19 protein-coding genes are annotated in these 24,569 nt (G+C 64.6%); 4 read left to right on the top strand and 15 right to left on the bottom strand.

What is annotated here, in order from left to right:
• Positions 1-21 precede the first annotated feature (21 nt).
• The 4 genes from accC to acs all read right to left on the bottom strand — a co-directional run bounded on the left by accC (position 22) and on the right by acs (position 4,534).
• Positions 22-1,362: an acetyl-CoA carboxylase biotin carboxylase subunit gene (accC, locus tag G5134_RS05860; protein ID WP_005298029.1), complete on the bottom strand. Its 1,341-nt coding sequence runs from the start codon at positions 1,360-1,362 to the stop codon at positions 22-24.
• Between the two features lie 15 nt (positions 1,363-1,377).
• Positions 1,378-1,836, bottom strand: coding sequence for an acetyl-CoA carboxylase biotin carboxyl carrier protein (gene accB / locus G5134_RS05855; RefSeq protein WP_005298038.1), 459 nt, complete (start codon positions 1,834-1,836; stop codon positions 1,378-1,380).
• Between the two features lie 36 nt (positions 1,837-1,872).
• Complete coding sequence (gene aroQ, locus G5134_RS05850; protein ID WP_010633081.1) at positions 1,873-2,322, bottom strand: type II 3-dehydroquinate dehydratase; 450 nt, start codon at positions 2,320-2,322, stop codon at positions 1,873-1,875.
• Positions 2,323-2,587: 265 nt separating this feature from the next.
• A complete protein-coding gene (gene acs, locus G5134_RS05845; protein WP_065016762.1) occupies positions 2,588-4,534 on the bottom strand; it encodes an acetate--CoA ligase in 1,947 nt (648 codons plus the stop codon).
• A gap of 170 nt (positions 4,535-4,704) precedes the next feature.
• Between acs and G5134_RS05840 the strand changes: the two genes are divergently transcribed.
• Positions 4,705-5,004 carry a hypothetical protein gene (locus tag G5134_RS05840; protein ID WP_065016763.1) on the top strand — a complete coding sequence of 100 codons (300 nt, stop codon included), beginning with the start codon at positions 4,705-4,707 and terminating at the stop codon, positions 5,002-5,004.
• 34 nt (positions 5,005-5,038) lie between these two features.
• Here G5134_RS05840 and G5134_RS05835 read toward each other — a convergent pair whose 3' ends face one another.
• From G5134_RS05835 to torC, 7 genes are all read right to left on the bottom strand, one after another.
• Positions 5,039-7,489, bottom strand: coding sequence for a sensor domain-containing protein (locus G5134_RS05835; protein WP_206220607.1), 2,451 nt, complete (start codon positions 7,487-7,489; stop codon positions 5,039-5,041).
• A 102-nt stretch (positions 7,490-7,591) separates the two neighbouring features.
• Complete coding sequence (locus tag G5134_RS05830) at positions 7,592-8,212, bottom strand: hypothetical protein (RefSeq protein WP_065016764.1); 621 nt, start codon at positions 8,210-8,212, stop codon at positions 7,592-7,594.
• Positions 8,199-9,341 carry a hypothetical protein gene (locus G5134_RS05825; RefSeq protein ID WP_019839502.1) on the bottom strand — a complete coding sequence of 381 codons (1,143 nt, stop codon included), beginning with the start codon at positions 9,339-9,341 and terminating at the stop codon, positions 8,199-8,201. The genes G5134_RS05830 and G5134_RS05825 overlap by 14 nt, the downstream gene beginning before the upstream one ends.
• Positions 9,342-9,510: 169 nt before the next feature.
• Positions 9,511-9,879, bottom strand: coding sequence for a hypothetical protein (locus G5134_RS05820; RefSeq protein WP_065016765.1), 369 nt, complete (start codon positions 9,877-9,879; stop codon positions 9,511-9,513).
• A 4-nt stretch (positions 9,880-9,883) separates the two neighbouring features.
• The gene (torD, locus tag G5134_RS05815) at positions 9,884-10,552 is read right to left on the bottom strand and encodes a molecular chaperone TorD (RefSeq protein ID WP_065016766.1); all 669 of its coding nucleotides are present in this window, start codon (positions 10,550-10,552) and stop codon (positions 9,884-9,886) included.
• A gap of 98 nt (positions 10,553-10,650) precedes the next feature.
• The gene (gene torA, locus G5134_RS05810; RefSeq protein WP_065016767.1) at positions 10,651-13,143 is read right to left on the bottom strand and encodes a trimethylamine-N-oxide reductase TorA; all 2,493 of its coding nucleotides are present in this window, start codon (positions 13,141-13,143) and stop codon (positions 10,651-10,653) included.
• A gap of 27 nt (positions 13,144-13,170) precedes the next feature.
• Complete coding sequence (torC, locus tag G5134_RS05805) at positions 13,171-14,337, bottom strand: pentaheme c-type cytochrome TorC (RefSeq protein ID WP_082969880.1); 1,167 nt, start codon at positions 14,335-14,337, stop codon at positions 13,171-13,173.
• Positions 14,338-14,492: 155 nt separating this feature from the next.
• On the opposite strand from torC, the gene torR reads away from it, so the two are divergent.
• Positions 14,493-15,206 (top strand): two-component system response regulator TorR, encoded by a 714-nt coding sequence (torR, locus tag G5134_RS05800; RefSeq protein WP_065016769.1) that lies wholly within the window; start codon positions 14,493-14,495, stop codon positions 15,204-15,206.
• A 261-nt stretch (positions 15,207-15,467) separates the two neighbouring features.
• On the opposite strand, the gene G5134_RS05795 is transcribed toward torR, so the two are convergent.
• Both G5134_RS05795 and G5134_RS05790 read right to left on the bottom strand, forming a co-directional pair.
• Positions 15,468-17,495: a protein-disulfide reductase DsbD family protein gene (locus G5134_RS05795; protein WP_065016770.1), complete on the bottom strand. Its 2,028-nt coding sequence runs from the start codon at positions 17,493-17,495 to the stop codon at positions 15,468-15,470.
• A 65-nt stretch (positions 17,496-17,560) separates the two neighbouring features.
• A complete protein-coding gene (locus G5134_RS05790) occupies positions 17,561-18,586 on the bottom strand; it encodes a TlpA family protein disulfide reductase (RefSeq protein ID WP_024941492.1) in 1,026 nt (341 codons plus the stop codon).
• A gap of 134 nt (positions 18,587-18,720) precedes the next feature.
• Here G5134_RS05790 and G5134_RS05785 point away from each other — a divergent pair, with 134 nt between their 5' ends.
• A complete protein-coding gene (locus tag G5134_RS05785; RefSeq protein WP_024941493.1) occupies positions 18,721-20,142 on the top strand; it encodes a PLP-dependent aminotransferase family protein in 1,422 nt (473 codons plus the stop codon).
• A gap of 60 nt (positions 20,143-20,202) precedes the next feature.
• On the opposite strand, the gene G5134_RS05780 is transcribed toward G5134_RS05785, so the two are convergent.
• Together G5134_RS05780 and torT are read right to left on the bottom strand one after the other, a co-directional pair.
• On the bottom strand, positions 20,203-20,607 hold the full coding sequence (locus G5134_RS05780) for a GFA family protein (RefSeq protein WP_421231923.1): 405 nt from the start codon (positions 20,605-20,607) through the stop codon (positions 20,203-20,205).
• Positions 20,608-20,628: 21 nt separating this feature from the next.
• Positions 20,629-21,681, bottom strand: coding sequence for a TMAO reductase system periplasmic protein TorT (gene torT / locus G5134_RS05775; RefSeq protein WP_421231922.1), 1,053 nt, complete (start codon positions 21,679-21,681; stop codon positions 20,629-20,631).
• A 70-nt stretch (positions 21,682-21,751) separates the two neighbouring features.
• Between torT and torS the strand changes: the two genes are divergently transcribed.
• Entirely contained in the window at positions 21,752-24,562 is a 2,811-nt protein-coding gene (gene torS, locus G5134_RS05770) for a TMAO reductase system sensor histidine kinase/response regulator TorS (protein WP_421231921.1), read from the top strand.
• The last annotated feature ends 7 nt before the right edge of the window (positions 24,563-24,569 follow it).

Genomic DNA, 24,569 nt, shown 5'->3' with positions numbered 1-24,569 from the left:
GAAGATCTGCGGACGCGAGTCTTACAGACCCAGCTTCTTGTGCAGGTAGTGGATATTGGTACCACCGTGCTGGAAGTTTTCGTCCTTCATGATCTCTTTTTGCAGGGAGACGTTGGTCTTGATCCCTTCCACCACCAGCTCGTCCAGCGCCTGACGCATGCGGGCAATGGCGACGTCGCGGTTTTCACCGTAACAGATCAGTTTGCCGATCATGGAGTCGTAGTAGGGCGGCACCTTGTAGCCGGCGTAGATGTGGGAGTCCCAACGCACGCCCAGACCACCCGGCGCGTGGAAGCGCTGGATCAGGCCCGGAGACGGCATGAAGGTGGCCGGGTCTTCGGCGTTGATCCGGCACTCGATGGCGTGGCCACGGATGCGGATGTCCTGCTGGGTGATCGACAGGGGCTGGCCGGCGGCGATGCGCAGCTGCTCCTTGATGAGGTCGACGCCGGTGACCATCTCGGTAACCGGGTGCTCTACCTGGATACGGGTGTTCATCTCGATGAAATAGAACTCGCCGTTTTCGTACAGGAACTCGAAAGTACCCGCACCGCGGTAGCCGATCTCGATACAGGCGCGCACGCAGCGTTCACCGATGAACTTGCGCATCTCGGCGGTGATGCCCGGCGCCGGTGCCTCTTCGACCACCTTCTGGTGGCGACGCTGCATGGAGCAGTCGCGCTCGCCCAGATAGAGGGCGTTGCCCTGGCCGTCTGCCAGCACCTGGATCTCGATGTGGCGCGGGTTCTCCAGGTACTTCTCCATGTAGACCATGTCGTTCTTGAAGAACTGGCCTGCTTCGGACTTGGTCAGCGCGATGGCGGCAGCCAGCTCGGCTTCGCTGCGCACCACGCGCATGCCGCGACCACCACCGCCACCGGCGGCCTTGATGATCACCGGGTAGCCGATTCGCTTGGCAATGGCGGCGTTGTGCTTGGCATCGCTGTCAACCGGACCGTCGGAGCCCGGTACGCAGGGTACGCCCGCCTTCTTCATCGCCTCGATGGCGGAGACCTTGTCACCCATCAGGCGAATGGTCTCGGCGCGCGGGCCGATGAAGACGAAGCCGGATTTCTCGACCACTTCGGCAAAGTCGGCGTTCTCGGAGAGGAAGCCGTAGCCGGGGTGAATGGCAACGGCACCGGTCACCTCGGCGGCGGCGATGATCGCCGGCACGTTGAGGTAGGAGTCGGTACTGGCCGGTTTGCCGATACAGATGGTTTCGTCGGCCAGCAGCACATGCTTGAGCTCCCGGTCGGCGGTGGAGTGAACGGCCACTGTCTTGATCCCGAGCTCTTTGCAGGCGCGCAGGATCCGCAGGGCAATTTCACCGCGGTTGGCGATGACTACTTTGTCCAACATGGGTGGCGATTTCCCTTATTCGATGATGAACAGCGGCTCGTCGAATTCAACGGCCTGACCATTTTCAACCAGGATCGCTTTGATCACGCCGGCCTTGTCGGATTCGATTTGGTTCATCATTTTCATGGCTTCGACGATGCACAGGGTATCGCCGACATTGACGTGCTGGCCCACTTCCACGAACGGCTTGGCTTCCGGGCTGGAAGAGCGGTAGAAGGAACCGACCATGGGGGAGCGCATCAGGTGACCGGCCGGGGTGGCGTCGGCAGCCGGTGCTGCGGCGGCCGGAGCGGCGGCGACAGGAGCGGCTACCGGAGCAGCAACCTGCGGCATGATCATCTGCGGAGCAGCGGTCACCTGACCGGAGAAGTTGCGGCTGATGCGAACGGACTCTTCACCTTCGGAGATCTCCAGTTCGGCGATGCCGGACTCTTCAACCAGTTCAATCAGCTTCTTGATTTTGCGGATATCCATTAGCATTCTCTTTCTTCTTTATCTGATCAGTGATTATCAAGCCGCGCGCAACTGGTGCACGGCCGCGGTTAAAGCGAATTGGTAGCCATCGGCCCCCAGCCCACAAATGACCCCCTTGGCGACATCAGACAGATAGGAGTGATGACGGAAGGGTTCCCTGGCGTGGACGTTGGACAGGTGAACCTCGATAAAGGGGATGGCCACACCCAGCAGCGCATCGCGGAGGGCGACGCTGGTATGGGTGAAGGCGGCCGGATTGATGATGATGAAGTCCACCTGACCCATGGCCTGGTGGATGCGGCCGACCAGCTCATGTTCGGCGTTGGATTGCAGGTGTTCCAGTGTGACCCCGAGTTCGCCGGCACTTAGCGTCAGATCGGCGACGATCTCATCGAGCGTCTTGCTGCCGTAGATGCCCGGTTCCCGTTTGCCCAGCAGGTTCAGGTTCGGCCCGTTGAGCAGGAGAATTCGGTGTTTTTGCGACATATTGAGTACATCCTCGATGATAATGCTGCTATCTGTCAGCTATCTTGTGGACTACCAGAAATCTAGCCATTTTCTGCTCAAATCGGTGTGCACTGGCACACAGATTTCGCAATTATATTGATTTCGTGAAAATTAGCAGCATTTTACTGGTCTAATCTCTACATCTGTCTGTTTTTTGCTCTATTTGGTCGATTATCAAAACACTCACTAGCAGGAATGACAAAGCCGGCACAGGGCCGGCTTTGGAGGCAAAAGGCAGACGGGATCAGGCGGCTTCGGACTTCTCGCGAATGAGTTTGTCCACTACGCCCGGATCCGCCAGGGTGGAGATATCCCCCAAGCTGTCGGTCTCGCCGGTGGCGATCTTGCGCAGAATGCGCCGCATGATCTTGCCGGAACGGGTCTTGGGCAGCCCCTCGGCCCAGTGGATCACGTCCGGGGTGGCGATGGCGCCGATCTCCTTGCGGACCCACTCCTTTACCTCCTTGTGCAGCTCCCGGCTCGGCTCTTCGCCTGCGATCAGGGTGACATAGGCATAGATGCCCTGACCCTTGATCTCGTGTGGAACCCCCACCACCGCCGCTTCGGCGATCTTGGGATGAGCCACCAGCGCGGATTCGATCTCGGCGGTACCCATGCGGTGGCCGGAGACGTTCAGTACATCATCCACCCGGCCGGTGATCCAGTAGTAGCCATCCTCGTCGCGACGTGCACCGTCGCCGGTGAAGTAACGGCCGGGGAAGGTGGAGAAGTAGGTCTGCTCGAAGCGTTCGTGATCGCCGAATACGGTGCGCATCTGGCCCGGCCAGGAGTCGGTGATCACCAGGTTGCCCTCGGTGGCCCCCTCCAGTGGCTCACCCATATTGTCCACCAGCGCCGGCTGCACGCCGAAGAAGGGGCGGGTGGCCGAGCCTGGCTTGAGATCGGTGACGCCGGGCAGCGGGCTGATGAGGATGCCGCCGGTCTCGGTCTGCCACCAGGTGTCGACGATGGGGCAACGCTCGTCGCCTATGGTGCGGTAGTACCACTCCCAGGCTTCCGGGTTGATGGGCTCGCCCACCGAGCCCATGATGCGCAGGCTCGAACGGGAGGTACCCTCAACGGCCTCGTTGCCCTTGGCCATCAGCGCGCGGATGGCGGTGGGGGCGGTGTAGAGGATGGTGACCTGGTGCTTGTCCACCACCTGGCTCATGCGGTTGGTCGCCGGGTAGTTGGGCACCCCTTCGAACATGATGGTGGTGGCGCCGTTGGCGAGCGGCCCGTAGACCAGGTAGGAGTGGCCGGTGACCCAGCCCACGTCGGCGGTACACCAGTAGATGTCCTCCTCGTGGTAGTCGAAGATGTACTTGAAGGTGAGGGTGGCATAGACCAGATAGCCGCCGGTGGTGTGCAGCACCCCCTTGGGCTTGCCGGTGGAGCCGGAGGTGTAGAGGATGAACAGCGGGTCTTCGGCCCCCATCGCCTCCGGCGGGCAGTCGCTGCTGACGGTGGCCGTTGCCTCATGCCACCACAGATCGCGGTGGTTGTGCCAGGCGATGTTGCCGCCGGTACGTTTGAGCACGATCACCTTGCTGACCTTGGTCTCCGGGTTGGTGAGCGCTTCATCCACGTTCTTCTTGAGCGGCACCGGGCGGCCACCGCGCAGCCCCTCATCGGCGGTGACGACGATGGTGGAGCCGGAGTCGATGATGCGACCGGCCAGGGCTTCTGGCGAGAAACCGCCGAAGACGATGCTGTGCACGGCGCCGATGCGGGTACAGGCCAGCATGGCGATGGCCGCTTCCGGCACCATGGGCATGTAGAGGCAGACCACGTCGCCGCGATGCACCCCTTGTGCCTTCAAGACGTTGGCAAACTTGCACACCTCGGTGTGCAGCTCGCGATAGGTGAGCTTGCGATCCTCGGCCGGGTTGTCCCCTTCCCAGATGATGGCGACCTTGTCGCCGCGCTCGCTCAGATGGCGATCCAGGCAGTTGGCAGAGACGTTGAGCAAGCCGTCTTCATACCACTTGATGGAGACGTGGCCCGGATCGTAGGAGGTGTTCTTGACCCGGGTATAAGGCTTCATCCAGTCGAGGATCTTGCCCTGCTCGCCCCAGAAGGCATCCGGGTTCTGCACCGAGGCCTGGTACATGGCCTCATAGCCTGCCTTGTCCAGCAGGGCGCCCTGGCTGATGTGGGCTTTGACCGGGTAGACCTTGCTCTCGCTCATGTGTCACTCCTTTGAATACATTTTTGTAATGATTGGATAACAACTTATACCTTTGGCGGGGGAGGGCAATTAGACTTTTGGATAGATGGCAACATCCGCTTACAGTCGCGTCGATGACAATTCATCGCCGATTGGGTAAAACGTCGCTTTTACCGATGGAGACAGCCCCCGTGTTGACCCTGCTTCTTTGCTCCTCCCTCTGGCAGTTCGAGGCCCCGAAGGCCACCGATGAGGCCGCATTGGCCGCCCCCCATGCCAATGGTCTTGAACTGGCACCGACACAGCCCGATTCACCCTCACTGCGGGATCACATCAGCGGCCAGCTGAGCGAGGCATGGCTGGTGCGCAAGCCGCCGGTGTCCGTCACTCTCGGGGAGAAAAAGTCCTCCTATCCGCAGGACTCCTTGCTGGAAGAGTCACGCCGGCAGCAGGACGAAGGGTGGGATGCCAGGCTGACCTTCAACGATTGAGTTGGCTGTGGCTGTCACCCCCCTGGCGCGGGGCTCAGCACCAGTGATTCCTGCCCGATGCCAGCTGCGCCGCCAGATGGGGCTCGGCCAGCGGATGGCTGAACAGATAGCCCTGCCCCTCCTGACAGTGGAGGGATTGCAGAAACTGGCGCTGGGCCTGGGTCTCTATCCCTTCGGCGGTCACCATCATGCCCAGGCTGTCGGCCAGGTTGACGATGGTGCGGCACAGCTCCCGGCTGTGCTTGTCATCGGGCAGCGCCTGCACGAAGGTCTTGTCTATCTTGATCCGATCGATGGGCAGGCTTTTCAGCAGGCTCAGGGATGAGAAGCCGGTGCCAAAATCGTCGATGGCGATCTGCACCCCCAGCTCCTTCAGCCGCTTGAACAGCTGCAGGCTCTGATCGACCCGCTGGATGATGCTCTCGGTGACCTCTATCTCCAGCCGTTGTGGCGGAAAACCGGTCTCGGCCAGGATGGCGGCGACCCGCTCCACGTAACCTGCCGAGCGCATCTCCCGTACCGACACATTGACCGACAGTCTGGGCACCGCCAGCCCTGCGGCCAGCCAGGCTTGTCCCTGCTGGCAGGCGGTACGCATCACCCACTCCCCGATCTGCTCGATAAGGCCGCACTCCTCGGCCACCGGAATGAAGCGGGTCGGCCCTATCATGCCCTCGCTGGGGTGTTGCCAGCGCAGCAGGGCTTCCAGCCCGCTCAGCTGGTTGCTGGCCAGATCCGTCATGGGTTGATAGAGGATGCAGAGCTGCTGCTGCTCGATGGCCTGGAACAGCCCCTGCTCCATGCTCAGTCGCTCCCGGGTCTGTTCCGTCATGTCCGGGGTATAGAAGAGGTAACCATTGCGGCCCTGGTTCTTCGCCTCGTACATGGCGCTGTCGGCGGCACTGACCAGGGTGTCCGGGGTGGTGGCGTGTTCCGGATAGAGGGCGATGCCGATGCTGGCGGAGACGGCCACCCGCTCGTGATCCAGCTCGACCGGCTCGCGCAGGCGGGCCAGCAGCTGCTCGGCGAGCCTGGCCAGCTCCTCCGGCTGTTCGAAGTAGGGGATCAGCACCAGAAACTCGTCGCCCCCCAGCCGGGCCGCCACGTCGTTGTGGTGCAGCAGTCGGCGAATGCGCTCGGCCAGCAGCTTGAGCAGCTCGTCCCCGGCCCGATGGCCCAAGGTGTCGTTGATCAGCTTGAAGCCGTCCAGATCGATAAACAGCAAGGCGAGCTGCTGCCGGTTGAGGTGGGCGGTCTTGATCTCCAGCTCAAGCCGCTCCTGCAGCAGGTTGCGGTTGCCGAGCTCGGTCAGGGGATCGTGATAGGCGAGGTGATTGAGCTGTGCCTCGGCCTTGCGAATGGCGCTGATGTCGGAGAAGGCGATGACATAGTTGGTGGTGTTGTGGCGGCTGTCGTGGACGGCGCTGACATGCTGCCAGGAGGTGAAGTAGCCGCCATCCTTGCGCAGGCACATCATCTCGCCATGCCAGGCGTGGCTGCCGGGCAGCAGGGTGTGCCAGGGGTAGTCGATGTCGGTGTGGCGGCGCGGGTGCATGATGGCTTCCGGTGACTTGCCGACGACCTCGTCCTCCTCGTACTGGGTCATGCTGCAGAAGGCCGGGTTGACCGAGATGATCTGGCGCTGGCCATCCATGATGATGATGCCTTCGGCAGCGGTTTCGAACACCACGTTGGCCTGGCGCAGCTTGTCTTCCTGGGTGCAGCGATCGGTGGCGTCGTGGATCACCCCGGTGATGCGTCGCCCCAGATGTTCGCTGGCTGCCACGTGATCGGCATGGATGTCGACCCAGCCTCGCTGCTGATCGGGCCCCAGATAACCGAGGGTGAGATGAATGGGGGCCGTGCCCTTGAGCGCCGCCCTGAGCTGCTCGCCAGAGAGAGGGTCGAAGCGCTTGATGAACTGCTCCATTCCCCCCTGAAACTCGCTGGCGGCGGTCCCGAGCAACTGTTCGACCCGGCCGTCAAACTGCAGTCTGTCCTCCTTGACGTGCCACTCCCACACTCCGATCCGGCCGGCATTCATGGCCAGTTGCAGCCGCCGCTGCGACTCGACCTGTTCGGTCACGTCGCGCACTATGGTGAGAATGCCGTCGGGCACGCCATGTTCGTCGAGCATGGGGCTGTAGATCGCCTGCCAGTGGCGTTGCTGGCCCTGATGGGCCGCGGTATGGCCGCTCAGGTTCAGCTCGACCCGGGGGACGCCGCTGCTGATGATCTGCTGGAACAGGGGCTCCAGCACGGGGGCCAGGGCTGGGACGATTTCCCGCAGGGTGTGGCCGTAGTGCTCCTCCCGGGAGAGGCCGTTGAGGTCGGCCAGGGTCTGGTTGACGCTGCGGCAGCGAAAGTGGCGATCGAAGATGCCTATGCCAAACGGGGCCAGTTCGAACAGCTGCTGCAGCTCGTTCACGCTCAACTGCCCCGCCTGCGGCGGATCGGGCATGGCGTCGAAAAGCTCTTTCCCCATCACGGGACTCCGTAATTGACTGATTTGTCATTTTAGGTGTTGTCAGTATGGCATGAAGCCTGCTGGAGGGAAGGGGTGGGGGCTCATTTGCCCCCAATTTGGTTATTTTCCGAAGTGGTAGCTCAGGGTGAGGTTGATCACCGGCTGCCAGTCATGCTCCTTGATGAGCCACTGCTTGGCGCCGAGCTCGGTGCCCAGTCGCCACTGCTGCCAGCACCAGCTGCGCTCCAGCGTGAGCCCCCAGTCCCGCAAGCCTTCGTCCGCCCCATAGGCGGCCATGTGGGCCTGACTGCCGCGGGTCAGCCAGAGATTGAGGGAGAGCCCGGCGGGCAGCGGCAGGCTGTGCTCCATGTACCAGAGCTGGCCGTAGCGCCCGCTGACGTCATAGAGCTGGCCCAGGGTCAGCTGGTGATCGTCATCCAGTTGCCAGCCCAGGCGCCAGAGCGCGCTGAAGCGGGTGCGGTCGATCACTTCCATCGGGCTGACGCCGAGGGCGATAAAGCTCTTGTCGTAGAGCGGCAGCGCCACCCCGGCGCTCTGGCCGTCGGCGAAAATGAGGCCGACCTGGGTCTCCCGCTCGTAGCCGACCCAGAACTGGGTGCTGTCGCTGCTGCCGCTGCCCGCCTGCTTGCTGTCCAGCTGCCACTGACCGCCGATGGCCAGCTCCTTGGCGCAGACCGGCAGCGCCAGGAGCAGCACCAGCCAGTGCTTATTTGTTGCCATAGAGCCGCACCCAGTCCCGATCCTGATGCATGCCCATCAGGTGGCAGATGATGCCGGAGCGCTGGAAGGCGTAGATGAGCAGCACGCTGGTGGCGCTGAGCGCCATGATGAGGCCGAAGTTGTTGGGCAGTATGGTGCCCTGGCGGGCGGTCCACCACAGCAGGAGCGGGCCCCACAGGTGCACGAAGATGCTCTTGTGGAAGATGAAGACGGTCAGCGAGTACATGCCGATCCAGTTGAGGGGGCGCCAGCAGAGGCGAATGTTGCGTTGATGCAGCCAGAGCACGGCCCCGATCACCAGAAACTCCATGCCCCAGATGCCGGCACGCCCGATCATGTCCATCGCCAGTTCGTGCTCGTTGGCGTAGATGTCGCTGAGCTCGACCGTGCTGGTCTCGCCGAACATGAGATAGCAGGCCAGCGCCACCAGCGAGAGCGTCAGCACCAGCGTGTTGAGGCGGTCCCGCCATTGGGGCCGCTGATGCCAGCACCAGCCGTAGAGGAAGCCGAAGCAGCCGCTGGCCATGAAGAGGTCGAGGCGGGCATCCAGCTCGTAGTCGGGGTGCACGTGCAGCTTCATCCAACCATCGAGGTGACCGAGCAGATCCTGCACGCCGAGCTGATCCAGCAGCAGGCTGAGCAGGGTCAGCAGCAACATGCCGCGGATGCCGAACCAGGCGTAGACCAGCGAGAAGAGCGCCAGCAGGCACATCCACAGCATCACCGGATAGAAAGAGATCGCCTCGCCGAAGTTGGGAGCGATGACCAGCCCTTCCACATAGAGCACCAGTATGATGCTGGCGAACAGCACCAGCTTGCCGCCCAGCTGCGGTCTGAAGCTGACCTGATCACGGCGACTGAGGTTGAAGGCGGCCAGCGCCAGGTAGATCTGGCTGACCCAGGGGATGAGCCAGGCCGACACCTGGGCCGTCAGATGATCCATGGGCAGCAGCTGACCGGCCATCGCCTTGTGGGAGAGGTAGAAGCTGTCCCACAGGGCGTGCTCCCGATTGAAGAAGTCGATGTACCAGTAGTTGAGGTAGCCGGTGTAGTGCTCGAAGACGGCCATGAAGATGACGAGCCCTCGCAGCAGATCGAGGCCCGTGATGCGCGCATCCTGTGGAGGCATGCTGATGCTCCTGTATCGGTCGGAAAAGGAGCGGCACTATAGCGGTTGTCGTGAAACTGAACGGGAGCTGAATGTAAGCGAATGTTACCCGCAATTGCCCCGCTGACCTTGCCACAAGGGCAACCGGGGGGATCGGGCTGTCATGATTTGTAATAGTTTTGGCGCTTTTTCAGCCTTTCTGGCGGCCAAACGCCTGGATGCCGCGCACCAGGACCAGCCAGCCGACCACGTGAAACGGCAGCGCCATGGCGTAGAGCAGCAGCCAGTGGGCCTCGCTGCCACTGCTGTGAATGAAGTCGATCCAGGCGGCCAGCAGGGCCAGCATGCCCGCTATCTGGAAGCGGCGGCGCAGCACTACCTCGACGCCGAGGTTGGCGAGGTAGAGGGTCAGCAGTATGCCGGCGAAGCCGGTGAGCTGGGCGGTGCCGTAGAGTTCCCGGTCCGGGTTGAACAGCAGGGCGGCGAGGGGAGTAATGCCCTGATCCTGCGGGATCAGGGCCAGCAGCCAGCATGCGATCAGGAGCAGGGCTGTCTTCATCGGCTTAGTCGGCGGTTTGCGCCGGTTTGACCAGGCTGAGGTAGTTGGCATCCATCTTGAGGAATACCCCCAGCAGCCGGGCACTGGCGCCGTAGAAGCCGAACTGGTCGGCGGCGCGGCAGGCGCTCTCGAATTTGTCGAACCAGCCGAGCAGGTGGCCGTGCAGCAGGGACTCCTGCTCGCCGAGCCAGCTTTCACGCTGGGCGGCGGTGGTCGCCTCGGCGGCGCGGATGATGAGGTTGCCCATCAGATCCAGCTCGATGGCCAGGTGATCGGCAGGCTCCTTGTACTTGTCGCTGACGTTGATGCCGAGGCGATCGAGACGGGCCTGCATCTCGCTCATGGGGGCCTGCATCAGCAGCTTGCCCTCACCGCGATAGAGCGATTCGTAAGGTAGGGCGCCCTGCTTGGGATCCACCAGGAACAGGCCGGCGAAGTCGGCGGCGAGCTCCAGCTGGCGATCGGGGCGCACCAGCAGGCGGGCGATAGCCTCGTTCAGTTCGGCCACGGCCTCGCGCATGGGGTCGAGAGTGGAGAGGCTCTTCAAGAAGCTGCGCACGTCATAGGTGTCGTATTCAGCGATCTGTGCATCACTGAGCTCGGCAGCGAACAGGGTGGAGAACCACCAGTAAAGCTCGGCCCGGCGTTCGCTGGTAGCCATGAATTCCTGCATTTATCCTCCGTGGATGACAATCGGGAGCCATAGAGGCTCCCGATTCTAACGACTTTAAAAATAAAGGAAACTCAAGGGGTGACTTTCGTCCCCTCGGGTCACAGTGCCGGGAACATGGGATCGATGCCCTTGGCGGATTCCGGCGCTCCGAAGGCGGTGACGGCCGGCGCCTGCCCGCGGAATTTCTCGATCTCCACCAGCGCGGTGTGGGCCGTGGTGGCCTGCGCCAGGCTGGAGGAGCCGATGTCTGCGGTCAGCACGTTGGGATCGCCATAGGTACACAAGGTCCCCACCTTGCCGCCCTCCTGCGGGCCGTACCAGGCCCCCTCCTGGATGCGCACCACGCCGGGGGCGTAGTCTTCGCTCACCACCAGACCGGCCAGCACCTGACCGCGGCCGTTGAAGACCCGCACCAGATCCCCGTCCTTGAGCCCGCGCGCTCTGGCGTCCTGCGGGTTCATATAGACCGGCTCGCGCCCCTGCACCGTGTAGGTGGCACGGTAGGCATCGGAGGAGCAGAGCTGGCTGTGCAGCCGCTTGTCCGGGTGACAGGATTGCAGGTGCAGCGGGAATTGCTGGCTGCCCGGCCCGCCGTGGGAGCGTTCATAAGGCTCGATCCAGACCGGGTGGCCCGGGCAATCCGCGTAGCCGTAGTCGGCGATGGTCTTGGAGTAGATCTCGATGAGGCCGGACGGGGTGCCCAGCGGTTCCAGATCCGGCTCCTTGCGGAACGACTCGTGCCGCACCCAGGGCTGGCCCGCCGGGAAGCTGACGAAGCCTTCACCGTGCCAGAACTGGCTGAAGCGGGGCAGGCGGATACCGATGCCGCGGCCCTGCAGGCGGGCGTCGTCATAGATGCTCTGGATCCACTCCAGCTTGCTCTTGCCACCGGTGAACTCGGCCTCGCGATCGAAGCGACGGCACAGATCGGCGAAGATGTCGTAGTCGTCGCGCGCCTCGAACAGCGGCTCGACCACCTTGTGCATGGCCAGGATGCCGGCGTTGGAGTGGGAACCCCACTGCTCGATGTCATCCCGCTCGTAGGTGGTGGTGGCCGGCAGCACGATATCAGCGAAGCGGCAGCTGGCGGTCCACTGGTGATCCACGCTCACCACGGTTTCCAGCTTGCGCCAGGCGGCGATCATCTTGTTGCGATCCTGCTGGTGGTGGAACGGGTTGTTGCCGCAGAACACCGCCATTTTCATCTCCGGGTAGGTGATGGTCTGACCGTTGAAGGCGATGCGCTTGCCCGGGTTCAGGATGCAGTCGACGAAACGGGCCACCGGGATGAACCTGGAGTAGCCCTTCCAGTCGCCGTCGTGCAGCGGCTTGACCCCGGGAATGACGGAGCTGAAGCCGGACATGATGGGGCCCGTGCTGGTGATGGTACCGGCGCCGTTGTAGTGCCAGCCAAAACCGTAGCCGCCCCCCGGCAAACCGATCTGGCCCAGCATGGAGGCCAGTACCACCAGCATCCAGGCGTACTGTTCGCCGTGGTGCATGCGCTGCACGCACCAGCCGCCGATGAGCTGGGTGCGGCCGCTGGCCATGGTGCGCGCCAGCTCGCGAATGGTCTCGGCAGGCACGCCACAGATGGCGGAAGCCCACTCGGCATCTTTCACCTGACCATCCCTGGTGCCCAGCAGATAGGGCAGGAACTTGTCAAAGCCGGTGGTGTAGTTCTTGAGGAAGGCCTCGTCGTGACGCTTCTCGCTGTAGAGGGTATGGGCGATACCCAGCATCAGGGGCACGTCGGTCTGCGGGTTCAGGGTCACCTGATCGCAATTGAGGTACTTCTGGGTCTTGGACTTGACCGGGTCGACGCTAATGACCCTGATCTCGCCCCTGGCCACTTTCTCTTTCAGCTGTGCCCAGTATTCGTAGACGCTGTGATCCGGCACCAGCCAGCCCACCTGCAGGTTCTTGATGGGATCGGAACCCCAGATGACGATGGTCTTGCTGTGCTCCAGCACCAGGGGCCAGGAGGTCTGCTGCTCGTACACCTCCATGGCGCCCGCCACGTGGGGCAGGATCACCTGGGCGGCGCCGGTGGAGTAGTCACCGGCCTTGGCCAGATAGGTACCGTGCAGGTTCATGGCGCGGCCCAGCATGGCGCCGGCGGAGTGCAGCTTGCCCACCGACTGCCAGCCTGAGTGACCGGCGTAGAGGGCGCTCGGGCCATAGGTCTTCTGCACCCGCTCCAGCTCGTGATAGAAGAAGTCCAGCGCCTGGGACCAGGTCACCCGCACGAAGCGGTTCTGGCCGCGCTCGCTGGTGTCGGACTGGTGGCCCTTGCGCAACCAGTCCAGCCGCACCATGGGGTAGCGGATGCGGGAGGGGTTGTAGACCACTTCACTCAGGGCCTTGAGCATCTCGGTCGGATGCTTGTCATGCTCGAACGGCAGGGTTTCGACCCAGCGGCCATCGACCACACGGGCGCGAAAGGCGCCCCAGTGGGAGCCGGACTGCACCAGTTTTTCGCCAGACTCGGCGGCCATCACGGCGCGACCGAGCAGGGAGGGGCCGATCAGGGCGCTGGCACCGCTGGCCAGCAAGCCACCCAGAAAACCACGACGGGAAATATTGATCATCTTGTTATTCCTTTCTCAAATCCGGAATTAGTGGCTGCCCTGACCACCGGTATCGGCGGCATGGTTTTGCAGGTATTTGAGCAGGGTGCGCTCCTCTTCCTTGCTCAGGCGATAGTAGGCGGACATGGCCTTGAGACCCGAGATCCAGCCGTTGGCGGTGAAGTGAGCCGGATCCGGCGCCGCGTGGCAGGAGTTGCAGGTGGACTTGTACATCTCGCCGGCATAATCCCAGATCGGTTTGAGGGAGGATTCGAGGCCCTTGCCATCGACCCAGGCCTGCACCTGCACCTGTTCCCACTTGATATGGGTGGCGTTGTCGGTCTCTTGTTTCAGGATCTGCTCGTTGGCCCTGAGCTCGTCACGGATGGTGGCGACGAAGACCCGCTTGCCCATGTATTCGCTCAGTACGCGGCCCTTGCCTGCGGTTTCGCGCCAGCCTTCGATGGTCACCTTGAGGCGATCGCCGCTGCGAGCCACGACGTCGATGCGGGAGGCGGGCAGCAGCTTGCCGACCGGCTCGGTACTCTCTTCGCTTTCGTAGAGATCCTTCTCGCCCAGGGTGTAGAGGGTCTCGGCAGCCGGTGCCTCTTGCGCATCGCTTGCCAGGGTGGCGTAGGTGGCACGGAAGCCGCCCGCCATGTTCGGCAGCTCGTGGGCGATCCCCTTGTGGCACTCGATGCAGTTCATGTTCTTGGCGGCGGCATCCTTCATCGCCAGGGCGGCGGCGGGGGACTGCTTGGCGTGGTCCATGTTGTCGTAGCTGTGGCAGGACTTGCAGGTCTTGGAGTTCTGGCTGCTCATGCGCGCCCACACCTTCTCGGCCAGGTGTAGGCGCCTGTCTTCAAACTTCTCCTGGGTATCGATGCTGTGGCCTATGTACTGCTGATAGAGGTCGTTGGCCGCCTCCATCTTGCGGGCCACCTTGCCGACGAAGTCCTTCGGCTGGTGGCAGTCGGTACAGATGGCCTGGACGCCGGAGGCGTTCTTGAAGTGGACGGACTCCTTGTACTCGGGGTACACGGTGTCCTTCATGGTATGGCAGGAGATGCAGAACTCGAGGGTACTGGTCTTCTCGAAGCCGTAGTGCAAGCCGACGCTGCCGGCCAGGGTGACCCCGACGCCCGCCAGCAGCAGCGCCAATACCGACCAGCGGCGGCTGGGGGTGCGCAGGAAATGCCACAGTTTTTTCATCATGCTCTCTCACATCGCTTTTTTGATGGAGGCCATGATAGGGAGGCGTTGTGAACAGGGCTGCCGCCGAAAATTAACGAAATAGGGGTATTTATGAAAAATTATGAATAGAATAATTCCCCCATGTTGAACTCTGTCTAACCCTGCGGACCCTGCCCATGAGCCACCACATTCTGGTTGTTGAAGACGATGTCGTGACCCGCGAGAAGCTGACCGGCTATTTCGAGCGGGAGGGCTATCGGGTGACCGCGGTCGAGAACGGCCAGGAGATGCGGGCCGTGCTGGCAGCGCAGGAGGTGGCCCTGGTGATGCTGGACATCAACCTGCCGGGGGAGGATGGCTTGCTGCTGACCCGCGAGCTGCGCGCCCGCAGCACGGTGGGGATCATCCTGGTGACCGGCCGCAGCGATGCGGTGGACCGGATAGTGGGCCTCGAGATGGGGGCCGACGACTATGTCACCAAGCCGTTTGAGCTCAGGGAACTGCTGGTGCGGGTCAAGAACCTGCTGTGGCGCATCTCGTTGGCCGCAGCCCAGCCGAGCGAGCCGGCGGTGGCCGACGATGCGGTGCGCTTCGGCCCCTGGCGCTTCGACATCCCCCGCCGCCAGCTCAGCCGTGATGGAGTGCCGGTGCGCCTGACCAAGGCGGAATATGAAGTGCTGGTGGCCTTTATCGCCAACGCCGGGCGGGTACTGAGCCGGGAGCGGATCCTGGCCCTTACCAGCCACCGTGGCGATGGCCCGAGCGATCGCACCATAGACGTGCTGATCCGCCGCCTGCGCGGCAAGATGGAGCAGGATCCCCGGGATCCCCAGCTGTTTGTCACCGTGCACGGGGAAGGCTACCTGTTCGCCGGCGAGATAAGCAACTAGGCATCAGCTCACCATGCGGGTCTGCGGCCCGCTTCCCACGCCTGTGAGTCACGCTGTGCCCGTGTGACAGAGCGGCAAAAACTTCCCGCCACCATGTTTTATATCCTTTTGATCATAAAAAGGATGATCTCCTCATTGCGCCAAGCAACCGGCCCGAAGTACCTCGTGCGACACGTCCATGATGGCCGTGCCCTGATATGGCGCGGCTGCGCCCTTCTCCAGGGCGGAGAAGAGCTGGTAGGGGGACATGGCTGGCGCCGTTCAGGGTCTGGCATGTGCCAGCGCTATCAGGGTGTTGGGTCCAAGCACCTGGGGCAGCACCCTGGGCTTACGCTGACCCGGCGTATACCAGAGATAGAGCGGCACACCGGAGCGGCCGTGCCGGGCCAGGAAGGCGGTGATCGCGGCGTCGCCACGGGTCCAGTCTCCCCGCATCACCACCACCCCGGCCTTGGCAAAGGCCTCGTGGGTGGCGTCGCGATCGATGGCAACCTGCTCATTGACCTTGCAGGTCATGCACCAGTCTGCAGTGAAGTAGAGAAATACCGGCTTGTCGCCCGCTAGCAAGGGTTCCAGCTTGGCTTCATCGAAGGGGAGCTGGTTGGCAACGGGTTGGGTGGGAACGGAGCGTTCGGTCACCTGGCTCAGGCCGAGGGCGATGGACAATACCGCCGCGAGCAGGGCGGGCAGCCAGGCCATCGGCTTGAGCGCTCGTTGGCGCAGACCGGTCAGCCAGAGACCGAGCGCCAGCAACATGGCGCAGCCCACGCTGGCGGTCAGCGCATTGACGGACACCTGTTGGCCGAGTACCCACAGCAGTGCCAGCATGGTCAGGAACATGGGAATGGCCAGCAGGCGGCGCAGGGTCGCCATCCAGGGGCCCGGTTTGGGCATCATGCGCTGCAACGCCGGGGTAAACCCCAGCAGGAGGAAGGGCAGCGCGATGCCAAAGCCCAACCCGGCGAACACCAGCATGCCCGCTGCGGAGGGCAGGATCAGGGCCGTGCCGAGCGCCGCCGCCATGAAGGGGCCGGTACAGGGGGTGGCGACGAAGGCGGCCAGGGCACCGGTCCAGAAGGCCCCGGTGGCACCATCGCGTCGGGTCAGTCCGGCTCCGGTATCGACGCTGCTGAGCTCAAACAGGCCCGCCATGTTGAAGGCGATGACGCAGGTCAGCAGCAGCAACAGCAGGATCATGCGTGGATCTTGCAGCTGGAAGGCCCAGCCGAGCTGGGCACCGCCTGCCCGCAGGGCCAGCAGCACACCACCGAGCGCCATGCAGGTGACCATCACGCCGGCCGTATAGGCCAGTGCCTCGCGCCGTGCGGTGCGCGCACCGGTGCCGGCCCTCGCCAGACTCATCGCCTTGAGACTGAGGATGGGAAAGACGCAGGGCATCAGGTTTAGCAGCAGCCCCCCTGCGATCGCCCCGGCCAGGGCCAGCAGCAGGGCGGTGACGCCGTGCTCCTGGGGCGCGGTGGCAAGTCGGGCGTCCAGGCTCAGCCCCAGGCCGTGGCCGAGGACCAGGGTTGCCTGGAACGGCTCGGTCGGCGTGGCGCCGGCCTGGGTCTCGACGATGAGCAGATCACCCTGGCGTTCGAAGTGCTGGGGGGCGGCATCGACGATGGCGTGCCCGCTGGCGCGAAAGAGATGGGGCTTATCGAGGGGGATATCGGCGGGCAGCGGCACCTCGAGGCGCAGCCGCTGCTGCTGCACGGTAAAGCTGACAGGGGCGCCGAGCGGCCTCGGCAGCGCCTGGCGCCACTTGGCAAAATCGGCGGCGAGGGCGACGTCGGGCTCGCCGTGGCCGACCCGCAGCGTGGTCTGCAAGCTGGCGCGTTCCGGCACGCAGGCGTCGTCACGGCAGGCCAGGTACTGCATGTCGAGGCGGATCGGCAGCGGTGTGCCCACGGGGATCCCCTCGGCGATGGTCAGCTCGGCCAGCAGTGCGTAGGGCTCGCCATAGACGTGGTTCATGATGCCGCCAAAGCGCTGGGTCTGTGGCAGCGGATAGGCGGGCTCGCCGACGCTGACGCCAGCGGGTAGGTGCCAGGTCAGTTGAGGAGCCAGGCCCGCATCCCCCGGTTGTTTCCAGTAGCCATGCCATCCCGGCTGCGGCGTCATCGCGATCGCCAGGGTGGTGCCGCCATGGGCGGAGGGGGTTGGGCTGGCGGCGTGCAGTGAGGAGGCGATCAGTGTCTCTCCGGCGCCGGGCATGGCGGCCGCGAGCAAGGGGGTGAGCGTCAGGCAAAGCGCGAGCAGTTGCCGCTTCAGGGTGTTGATTTTCATGGGACGTCTTCTTTGGGAGCAACAGGACACCGGTCCATCGGAGCGGTGTCCATCACGGTTGGCGCTTATTTCAGGTTCTTGATGGCGTCGGCCAACTGGCGGTCCTGCGGGCCCAGGATGCGGGCGACGCGGTTCTGGCTATCGAGCAGCACCACGCTCGGGATGTCGCGAATGCCAAAGGCGCGAAACAGGGAGTCATCTTCGTTCAGCGCCAGCGGCAGGCTGCTGCCCCCGCTCTTCTGGTACTCCTGCAGATCGGCCCGGGAGACCCAGAGGCCGGAGGAGACGCCGACCCACTCCACGTGCTTCTCGCTCGCCATCAGCTTCTCGGCCTCCTCGCGCACGAACTGGCAGCTCTTGGCAGTCTGAGGGCGACTCTCGGCCAGGTAGGATTCACACCAGGGAGCGAAGAATACGATGGCGCGCGGCTTCTGGTTGGCGGCAGCGAAGTCCATGGGGCGGCCATTGAGCAGGGTGATCCCGAGATGGCTGACCTTGTCGCCCACGGTGAAGGTGGGGGCGGCGCTGGCACCGGCAGCCGGCGCGACGGGCTGCGCCTTTTCGGAGATCGCCTGTTGCAGCGCGGTGTGCAGCGCCTGATCGTCCAGATGGCCCACGTGCATGATCTTGCCATCTCGTCCGATCACCACGTGCTGGGGCGTGACCCGCAGGTTCAGTGCCGTCGCCAGGGTACCGTCATCGATGGCGATGGGCATGGTCAGGCCCTGCGCTTTGCGGTAGGCGCGGATGGCTTCGGCGTCGTCGGAGAAGCCTGTGTTGACCGCGATCACTTCGATCTGATCGCCAAGTTTCTGCTTGATGGCCTCAAAGCCCGGCATCTGCTGGCGGCACGGCACGCACCAGGTGGCCCAGAACTTCAGATAGACCGGTTTCTTGCCATAGAGTTGGGCCAGATCGATCTGCTTGCCGTCCAGGGTGGTCAGTGTGACCGCTGGGGCCGCTTGGCCGATCAGGGGGCTGCCCGCACTCTTGGCGCGTTGCTCGCCTTCGGCGTCGTAGCTGTTGTCGTTCGCGTAGGCGAAATGGCCGAGGCTGAGCAGGAGCAACAAGGCAGCGAGTGGTTTGAGCAAGATGGACTCCTTAATGCTTTCGAACATGTATCGGGGATGGTTTAATGACCCGATTGTATGCAGTTTGATAGTCCAAGAATAAGGACCAGGAATGCCAGTTTTCACTGTACCATCGCGTACTTTGGCCTGTGGCGATGCGTGAGCTGCACATCGTGCTGCGCCGCGAAACCGGCGGCTCTCTGGTCGACCAGATTGCCACGGCCATCGGCCTGTCTATCCGCCAGGGCACGCTCTATGCGGGGGCCAGGCTCCCCTCATGGCGCGATCTGGCCATCCAGCTCGGCGTCGCGCGGGGCACAGTCCGCGCTGCCTATGAACGGCTCATCGACGAACAACTGATCGTCTCACAGGGGGCGGCGGGGACCTTCGTCGCCCAGAGCCTGCCGGTGCACTTGCCACCCGACATTCCGACTCCCCGCAATCCCTTGCCCGAAATTTACCAGCACCCTTTCGGTGAGCCTCCCCGGGTGTTTCAAGTCGGCGTGCCCGCGCAGGATGGCTTTCCCGGCAAGCTGTGGTCGCGGGTGGCGGCCCAGGTTGCCAGTCAGGCTGCCGTTGGGATGGTCAGCTATCCCGATCCCCGTGGCGAGCTGCCCCTGCGCACCGAGATCGCCGCGTATCTCAGTGTGGCCCGTGGGATGAGCTGCTCGCCGGCTCAGATCGTCATCACCTCCGGTTACAGCGGCGCTCTCGGGCTGCTCGTCCATGCGCTTGAACTTAAAGGGAAGGCTGCCTGGCTGGAGGATCCCGGTTATCCCCTGTCTCGCATGGCGTTAGCCATGGCGGGGATGACGCCGGTGCCAGTCCCGGTCACGGCAGAGGGGCTCGATGTGGAGGAGGGGATAGCCCGGGCGGGGGACGCAGCGTTGGCCATCGTCACCGCCGGCCAGCAGGCGCCGCTGGGCATGACCCTCTCCCTGGCCCGCCGTCATCGGCTGCTGGAATGGGCGGCCAGTGGCTGCGGCTGGATCGTCGAGGATGATTACTTAAGCGAATTGCAACTCACCGGCCGGGCGGCGCCGGCGTTGGCCTCCCTCGACCGCCATGGCCGGGTCATTTATGTCGGCACCTTTAGCAAGACCATCCGCCCTGGCCTGCGGCTCGGGTTTATGGTGCTGCCCCCTGCCCTAGTCGAGCGGGTGGGGGAGGTGGCCGCCGCGCTGGCGCCCGCAGGCTCGGTGGCCAACCAGCTGGCCCTCGCCGAGTTCATGCGCAAGGGCCACTATCTGCGCCATTTGCGCAAGATGAAGCGGCTCTACCGTGCGCGGGCGGCGGCGCTGCAACAGGCTCTGCCGGTCCCCGCCGAGGCGGTCACCCTGGCGGGGCTGGCGCTGCTGCTGCGCCTGCCTGTGGGCTGTGACGATCGCGCCATCGCGCATCGGGCCGATGCCTTCGGGCTGACGCCTGCCCCCCTGTCCGTCTGGTACGCCGATCCGGCGCGGGCTAGGCCGGGCCTGCTGCTCGGCATCACCAATCTCCCGCAAGAGGGGGTGGAGGCGTGCTGCGCCCACCTGATGGATCTTATCGGGCACCAGGAGGACGAAGCGGCGTCCTGAAGGATGAGCAGGCGCCCTCCCGTGACTCGTGCCTTGGGAGAACACAGGGTTTGCCGGCGCTTAGCGGCAGGGGCGTTCGGGGAACTGGGGCAGGTCATCGCCTATCTCGTGCCAGGGCGCCTTGGAGCCGACGAAGATGTGAAACGCGGGCTTCTGGCTCGGCGCCTCGTCCAGTATCCCCAGCCGCAGATTGATCTTGCCCGTGCTGCGCTTCTGGCTGAACAGGCTGGAGCCGCAGTGGCGGCAGAAGGCGAGGCTGGTCTCGTCCGATTTCTGGTAGCGGCCGATGGCCTCGCTCCCCTTCGCGATGGTCACCTTGTCACCATCCAGCCCGCCGACGGAGGCGTAGTCCGCCCCGGAAAACTTGCGGCATTCGGAGCAATGGCAGTTGCCCATGTAGTCGAACTGATCCGGCAGGGTCAGGGCCACGGCGCCGCACAGGCAGCTCGCATGCAATGTGTTCATCTCTTCTCCTTGAGTGCTTGGTTAGTTGCCGCTGGCGTCGACGCCGACCCGGTAGACGGGGCGAAAGGTGCCATCGGACAGCGAATCGGCGGGATTGGCCAGGGGGGCCTCCAGGGTCAGGATGGGGGGGCCCATCACCCGCGGGCACTGCTGCTCGCCGGCCTCGGGACTTTGCAACAGGCAGACCGCCTGGGCCACTGCAAGGCGCCCCTGCTGGCGCATCTGATCGCTGTTGGCGGCCAGGACTTTGCCCCGGCGCAGGCCGCGCTGCACCCCGTGGCTGAAGTAGGTGCTCAGCACTTGAGGTTTTGCGAGGCCACGTTGGGCCAGCTCGTTGACCGCCACCTCGGCGGCGATGGCGCCCCCCACCAGATAGTCGAGGTCGGGGTGGCGGGCCAGGGTCTGCTGCACCAGGGTGCGCTGGATCTCGCGGCTGTTGTCACCGCGCGCCGTGGTCACCAGTCTGATGGCGCTGCTCTGGATGGCTGCGGCAAAGCCGGGCTCGACGAAGTTGTTGCCGCCACTCGCCTGCGGGCCGGGAAAGAGCGCCACCGTCACCGGCGGGCTGCCGGCAGGGTGGCGCTTGGCTAGCCAGTGGCCCATCTGCCAGCCCATCTGATACCAGGAGACCCCCACCTTGGCCTTGACCAGTCCGGCGGGCAGATCGTTGACCAGGCCGAACACCGGTAGCGGGCTGGCGCCGATTGCTTCGTCGAGCCCGTCGTAGCTCACCGCGCCGAGCAGGATGGCATCGCTCCCCTCGCTCACGCACTGCTGCAACTGGCGGCGCTGTTCGGCAAGGGCGCCGTAACCGCCCGCCTCGTGGATACGCAGCTTCACGCCGAGTTGCTTGGCCTCCTCCACCATGCCCTGATTGAGCGACAGCCAGTAGGCGTCGCGCAGGTGGGGGTAGAGGGCGCACAGGGTCAGGGGGCGGGTGACGGGGGCGGGTTCTTGCCAGTTCAGGCGGGCCGGCTTGCCACCGAAGGCGCCATCCGGCCAGTGATCCACCTCGAAGGCGAGGGCGCAGGCCGGGAGCAGCAGGAGCAACAGGGAGAGACAGACGCTTCGCATGGCCGGGGGTTTTGTTAAAGTGTGGGGCCATATTATCCGGTCAAAGTCGACCACAACCAAGGGGCTTCGCGTGAGAATCTTTTCCGGCCTGGGTGGCAAGCTGCTGCTGGCCTTCTCCCTGATGGCGCTGTTGACCCTGGGGGCCTCCCTGCTGGGCTGGTTTGGGCTCACTCATCTGCGCCAGCTGGAGCAGGGGGTTAAGCAGACCCTGGCGGATCAGGAGCTGGCCCGCACCCTGGCGCGGCTCGGCGGCGAGATCCAGAGCTCTTCCCACCTGCTGGCCTCCGCCACCAGCGAGGGGGAGCGGGCGCATCAGGGGCGGCTGCTCACCCTGCAGGGGCAACAGATGCAACAGGTGCTGGAGCAGCTGGGTCATGGTGGCGGCAAGCAGGCCCCCGACGAGCTGCATCGCCTCAGCCAGACCATCATCGGCAACCTGGGCCAGCAGGGCTGGCTGGTGGGGGAGCGGCTGACGCTGATGGCCGACGGTAGCGCCTTGCGCTCCCGCCTGGTGACGGCCGCCGGTCAGGTGGCGGAGCTGGCCCGCAGCCAGATGGAGAACGCCGAAACCGTGATGGTGGCGGGGCTCGGCTCTCTCTATTCACTGCAGGGGCGGTCTGCAGATGGGGCGATCGATCGGCTGCTGGAGCAGGATCTCGACTGGCTGGAGCAGATGACGGAGCTGCGCCATCGCACCCTGATGCAGCAGCAGCGCATCGAGGAGATCTGGCGTAGCGACCGGCAGGAGGGGCTGCAAACCCTGCTGCAGGAGGTGCGCGGTGAGCTGGCCATCCTGCGGCTGCGAGCGGGAGCGGTGACCGATCCGGCCCGCCGCCAGGCGGTGGAGCAGGCGCTGACTGTGCTGGAGCAGAGCGATCGGCTGGTGCAACTGCGCAGCGACTGGCTCGGCAAGGGGGAGGCGCTGCGGGTGCTGGCCGCCGCCAACGACGCCCTGATGGGGAGTCTCAACCGTCAGGTCGGTACCCTGGTCAGTCAGGCCCGCGATTCCTTGGGGCAGAGCCAGCAGGCATTGAGCCAGCGGCTCAAGCTGCTGGAGCGGGCCCTGATGGTGATCGGCCTGCTCACCCTGGTGCTGCTCATCCTGTTGATGTGGCGGGTGGTCTATGGTCGCATCGTCTGGCCGCTGCAGCGAGCGGTCGCCGGGATGAGCCGGCTGGCGAAGGGGGATCTGGCGCCGCTGACGCCGGTTGGGGAGGTCGGGCGCGACGAGCTGGCGGAGCTGGGGCGGGCGCTGCAGGTGTTTCGCGACAACGCCATCGAGCTTGGCCGCTACCAGCGGGAGCTGGAGTCGCGGGTCGAGGAGCGCACGGAGCAGCTCAGCCACGCCAATGCGCGCCTCAACGAGGAGGTGGAGAAACAGCGGCTGGCCCGCGCCGAGGCGGAGCAGGCCAACCGGGCCAAGTCGGTGTTCCTCGCCACCATGAGCCACGAAATTCGCACCCCCATGAACGGCATCCTCGGCGGCCTCACCCTGCTGGAGGACACCCACCTCAGCGAGACCCAGCAGCGCTACCTGGCCGCCATCGAGCAGAGCGGCGAATCCCTGCTGGAGATCCTCAACGACATTCTCGACTACTCCAAGATCGAGGCTGGCCACGTGGAGGCGCGCCGCGAGCCCTTCTCCCTGCGCCCGCTGGCCGAGGAGCTGATCGCCCTGTTCGGGCCGAGGGCCGACGCGAAAGGGGTGACGCTGGCGCTGGAGTATGCCCCCTCACTTCCCCCCGTGGTGGAGGGGGATCTGGGCAAGCTGCGCCAGGTGCTGGCGAACCTCTTGGGCAATGCAGTCAAGTTTACCGGCGAGGGGCGCATCACCCTGGTGGTGGCGCCGCTTGCCTGCGCGGGGCCCTGCGCCGAGCCCTGCATCCGCTTTGTGGTGAAAGACACCGGCCCCGGCATTCCGACCGGGGAGCAGGAGGCTGTATTCGAGGCCTTCCGCCAGCGCAAGCGGGACATGGGCCATCAGGGGGGCACGGGGCTGGGGCTCGCCATCAGCCGCCGGCTGGTGGCCGCCATGGGGGGAGAGCTTATGCTCTCCAGCGAGCCGGGGCAGGGGTGTGAATTCAGCTTCAGCCTGCCGCTGCAGCGCTCGGCGGCCCAGCTGCCGGCCAGCGCCCAGCCGGTGCGCCTCGGCCAGCCGCGGGAGATCCTGCTGGTGGAGGACAACGAGATCAACCGGCTGGTGGCCGAGGGCATGCTGGTGCGCCTCGGCCACAGGGTCACCCTGGCCGAGGATGGGCGCAGCGCGCTGGCGCGGGTGACCGAGCGCCCCTTCGAGCTGGCTCTGCTCGACATCAACCTGCCGGACATGGATGGCATGACCCTGCGCGAGGATCTGGTGGCCATCAGCGAGGAGGAGCATGGCTGCGGCCTGCCCGCCATCGCTGTCTCGGCCCAGATGTACCCGGAGGATGTGCGCGCCTGCCTCGCCGCCGGGTTTGCCGATTTTGTCGGCAAGCCGGTGCGGCTGGCGGCGCTGGCCGCGGCCATCGACCGTTTGTCAGCGGGGGAGGAGGCGCTTCGCCTGGTGGCGGGCGAGCCGCTCGCTGGTGGCGGGACCGCCAACCGGGTGCTGGAGGCGGATCTGACCCTGCTCGGCAGTCAGCGCATCCGCCAGCTCATCGCCCTGTTTGCCGAGCAGGGGGCGCCCCTGGTGGCCGAGCTGGCGCACAGCGAAGGGGAAGCGCAGCGCGCGCTGGCCCACAGGCTCAAGGGCAGCGCCCTGGCGCTCGGGCTGGATGATTTCGCGGCGCAGTGCGCCGCTGTGGAGCAGGGACGGCTGGATGGGGGGGCGCTGGCCGGGCCGTTTGAGCAGGCGCTGGCCGGTTTGCGGGCGTGGCAGACGAAGCATCTGCCGGATTAGCAGCAAG

It is taken from the genome of Aeromonas sp. 600276 (genome assembly GCF_049175815.1).
GTDB classification, from domain to species: domain Bacteria; phylum Pseudomonadota; class Gammaproteobacteria; order Enterobacterales; family Aeromonadaceae; genus Aeromonas; species Aeromonas dhakensis.
The sequence above is the reverse complement of the archived record's forward strand: the minus strand, read 5'-3'. Positions and strand labels throughout refer to the sequence as shown.

Coding starts and splice junctions, on each gene's coding strand:
- accC (WP_005298029.1), bottom strand. CDS start 1,362: ATGTTGGACAAAGTAGTCATCGCCAACCGCGGTGAAATTGCCCTGCGG.
- accB (WP_005298038.1), bottom strand. CDS start 1,836: ATGGATATCCGCAAAATCAAGAAGCTGATTGAACTGGTTGAAGAGTCC.
- aroQ (WP_010633081.1), bottom strand. CDS start 2,322: ATGTCGCAAAAACACCGAATTCTCCTGCTCAACGGGCCGAACCTGAAC.
- acs (WP_065016762.1), bottom strand. CDS start 4,534: ATGAGCGAGAGCAAGGTCTACCCGGTCAAAGCCCACATCAGCCAGGGC.
- G5134_RS05835 (WP_206220607.1), bottom strand. CDS start 7,489: ATGGGGAAAGAGCTTTTCGACGCCATGCCCGATCCGCCGCAGGCGGGG.
- G5134_RS05830 (WP_065016764.1), bottom strand. CDS start 8,212: ATGGCAACAAATAAGCACTGGCTGGTGCTGCTCCTGGCGCTGCCGGTC.
- G5134_RS05825 (WP_019839502.1), bottom strand. CDS start 9,341: ATGCCTCCACAGGATGCGCGCATCACGGGCCTCGATCTGCTGCGAGGG.
- G5134_RS05820 (WP_065016765.1), bottom strand. CDS start 9,879: ATGAAGACAGCCCTGCTCCTGATCGCATGCTGGCTGCTGGCCCTGATC.
- torD (WP_065016766.1), bottom strand. CDS start 10,552: ATGCAGGAATTCATGGCTACCAGCGAACGCCGGGCCGAGCTTTACTGG.
- torA (WP_065016767.1), bottom strand. CDS start 13,143: ATGATCAATATTTCCCGTCGTGGTTTTCTGGGTGGCTTGCTGGCCAGC.
- torC (WP_082969880.1), bottom strand. CDS start 14,337: ATGATGAAAAAACTGTGGCATTTCCTGCGCACCCCCAGCCGCCGCTGG.
- torR (WP_065016769.1), top strand. CDS start 14,493: ATGAGCCACCACATTCTGGTTGTTGAAGACGATGTCGTGACCCGCGAG.
- G5134_RS05795 (WP_065016770.1), bottom strand. CDS start 17,495: ATGAAAATCAACACCCTGAAGCGGCAACTGCTCGCGCTTTGCCTGACG.
- G5134_RS05785 (WP_024941493.1), top strand. CDS start 18,721: ATGCGTGAGCTGCACATCGTGCTGCGCCGCGAAACCGGCGGCTCTCTG.
- G5134_RS05780 (WP_421231923.1), bottom strand. CDS start 20,607: ATGAACACATTGCATGCGAGCTGCCTGTGCGGCGCCGTGGCCCTGACC.
- torT (WP_421231922.1), bottom strand. CDS start 21,681: ATGCGAAGCGTCTGTCTCTCCCTGTTGCTCCTGCTGCTCCCGGCCTGC.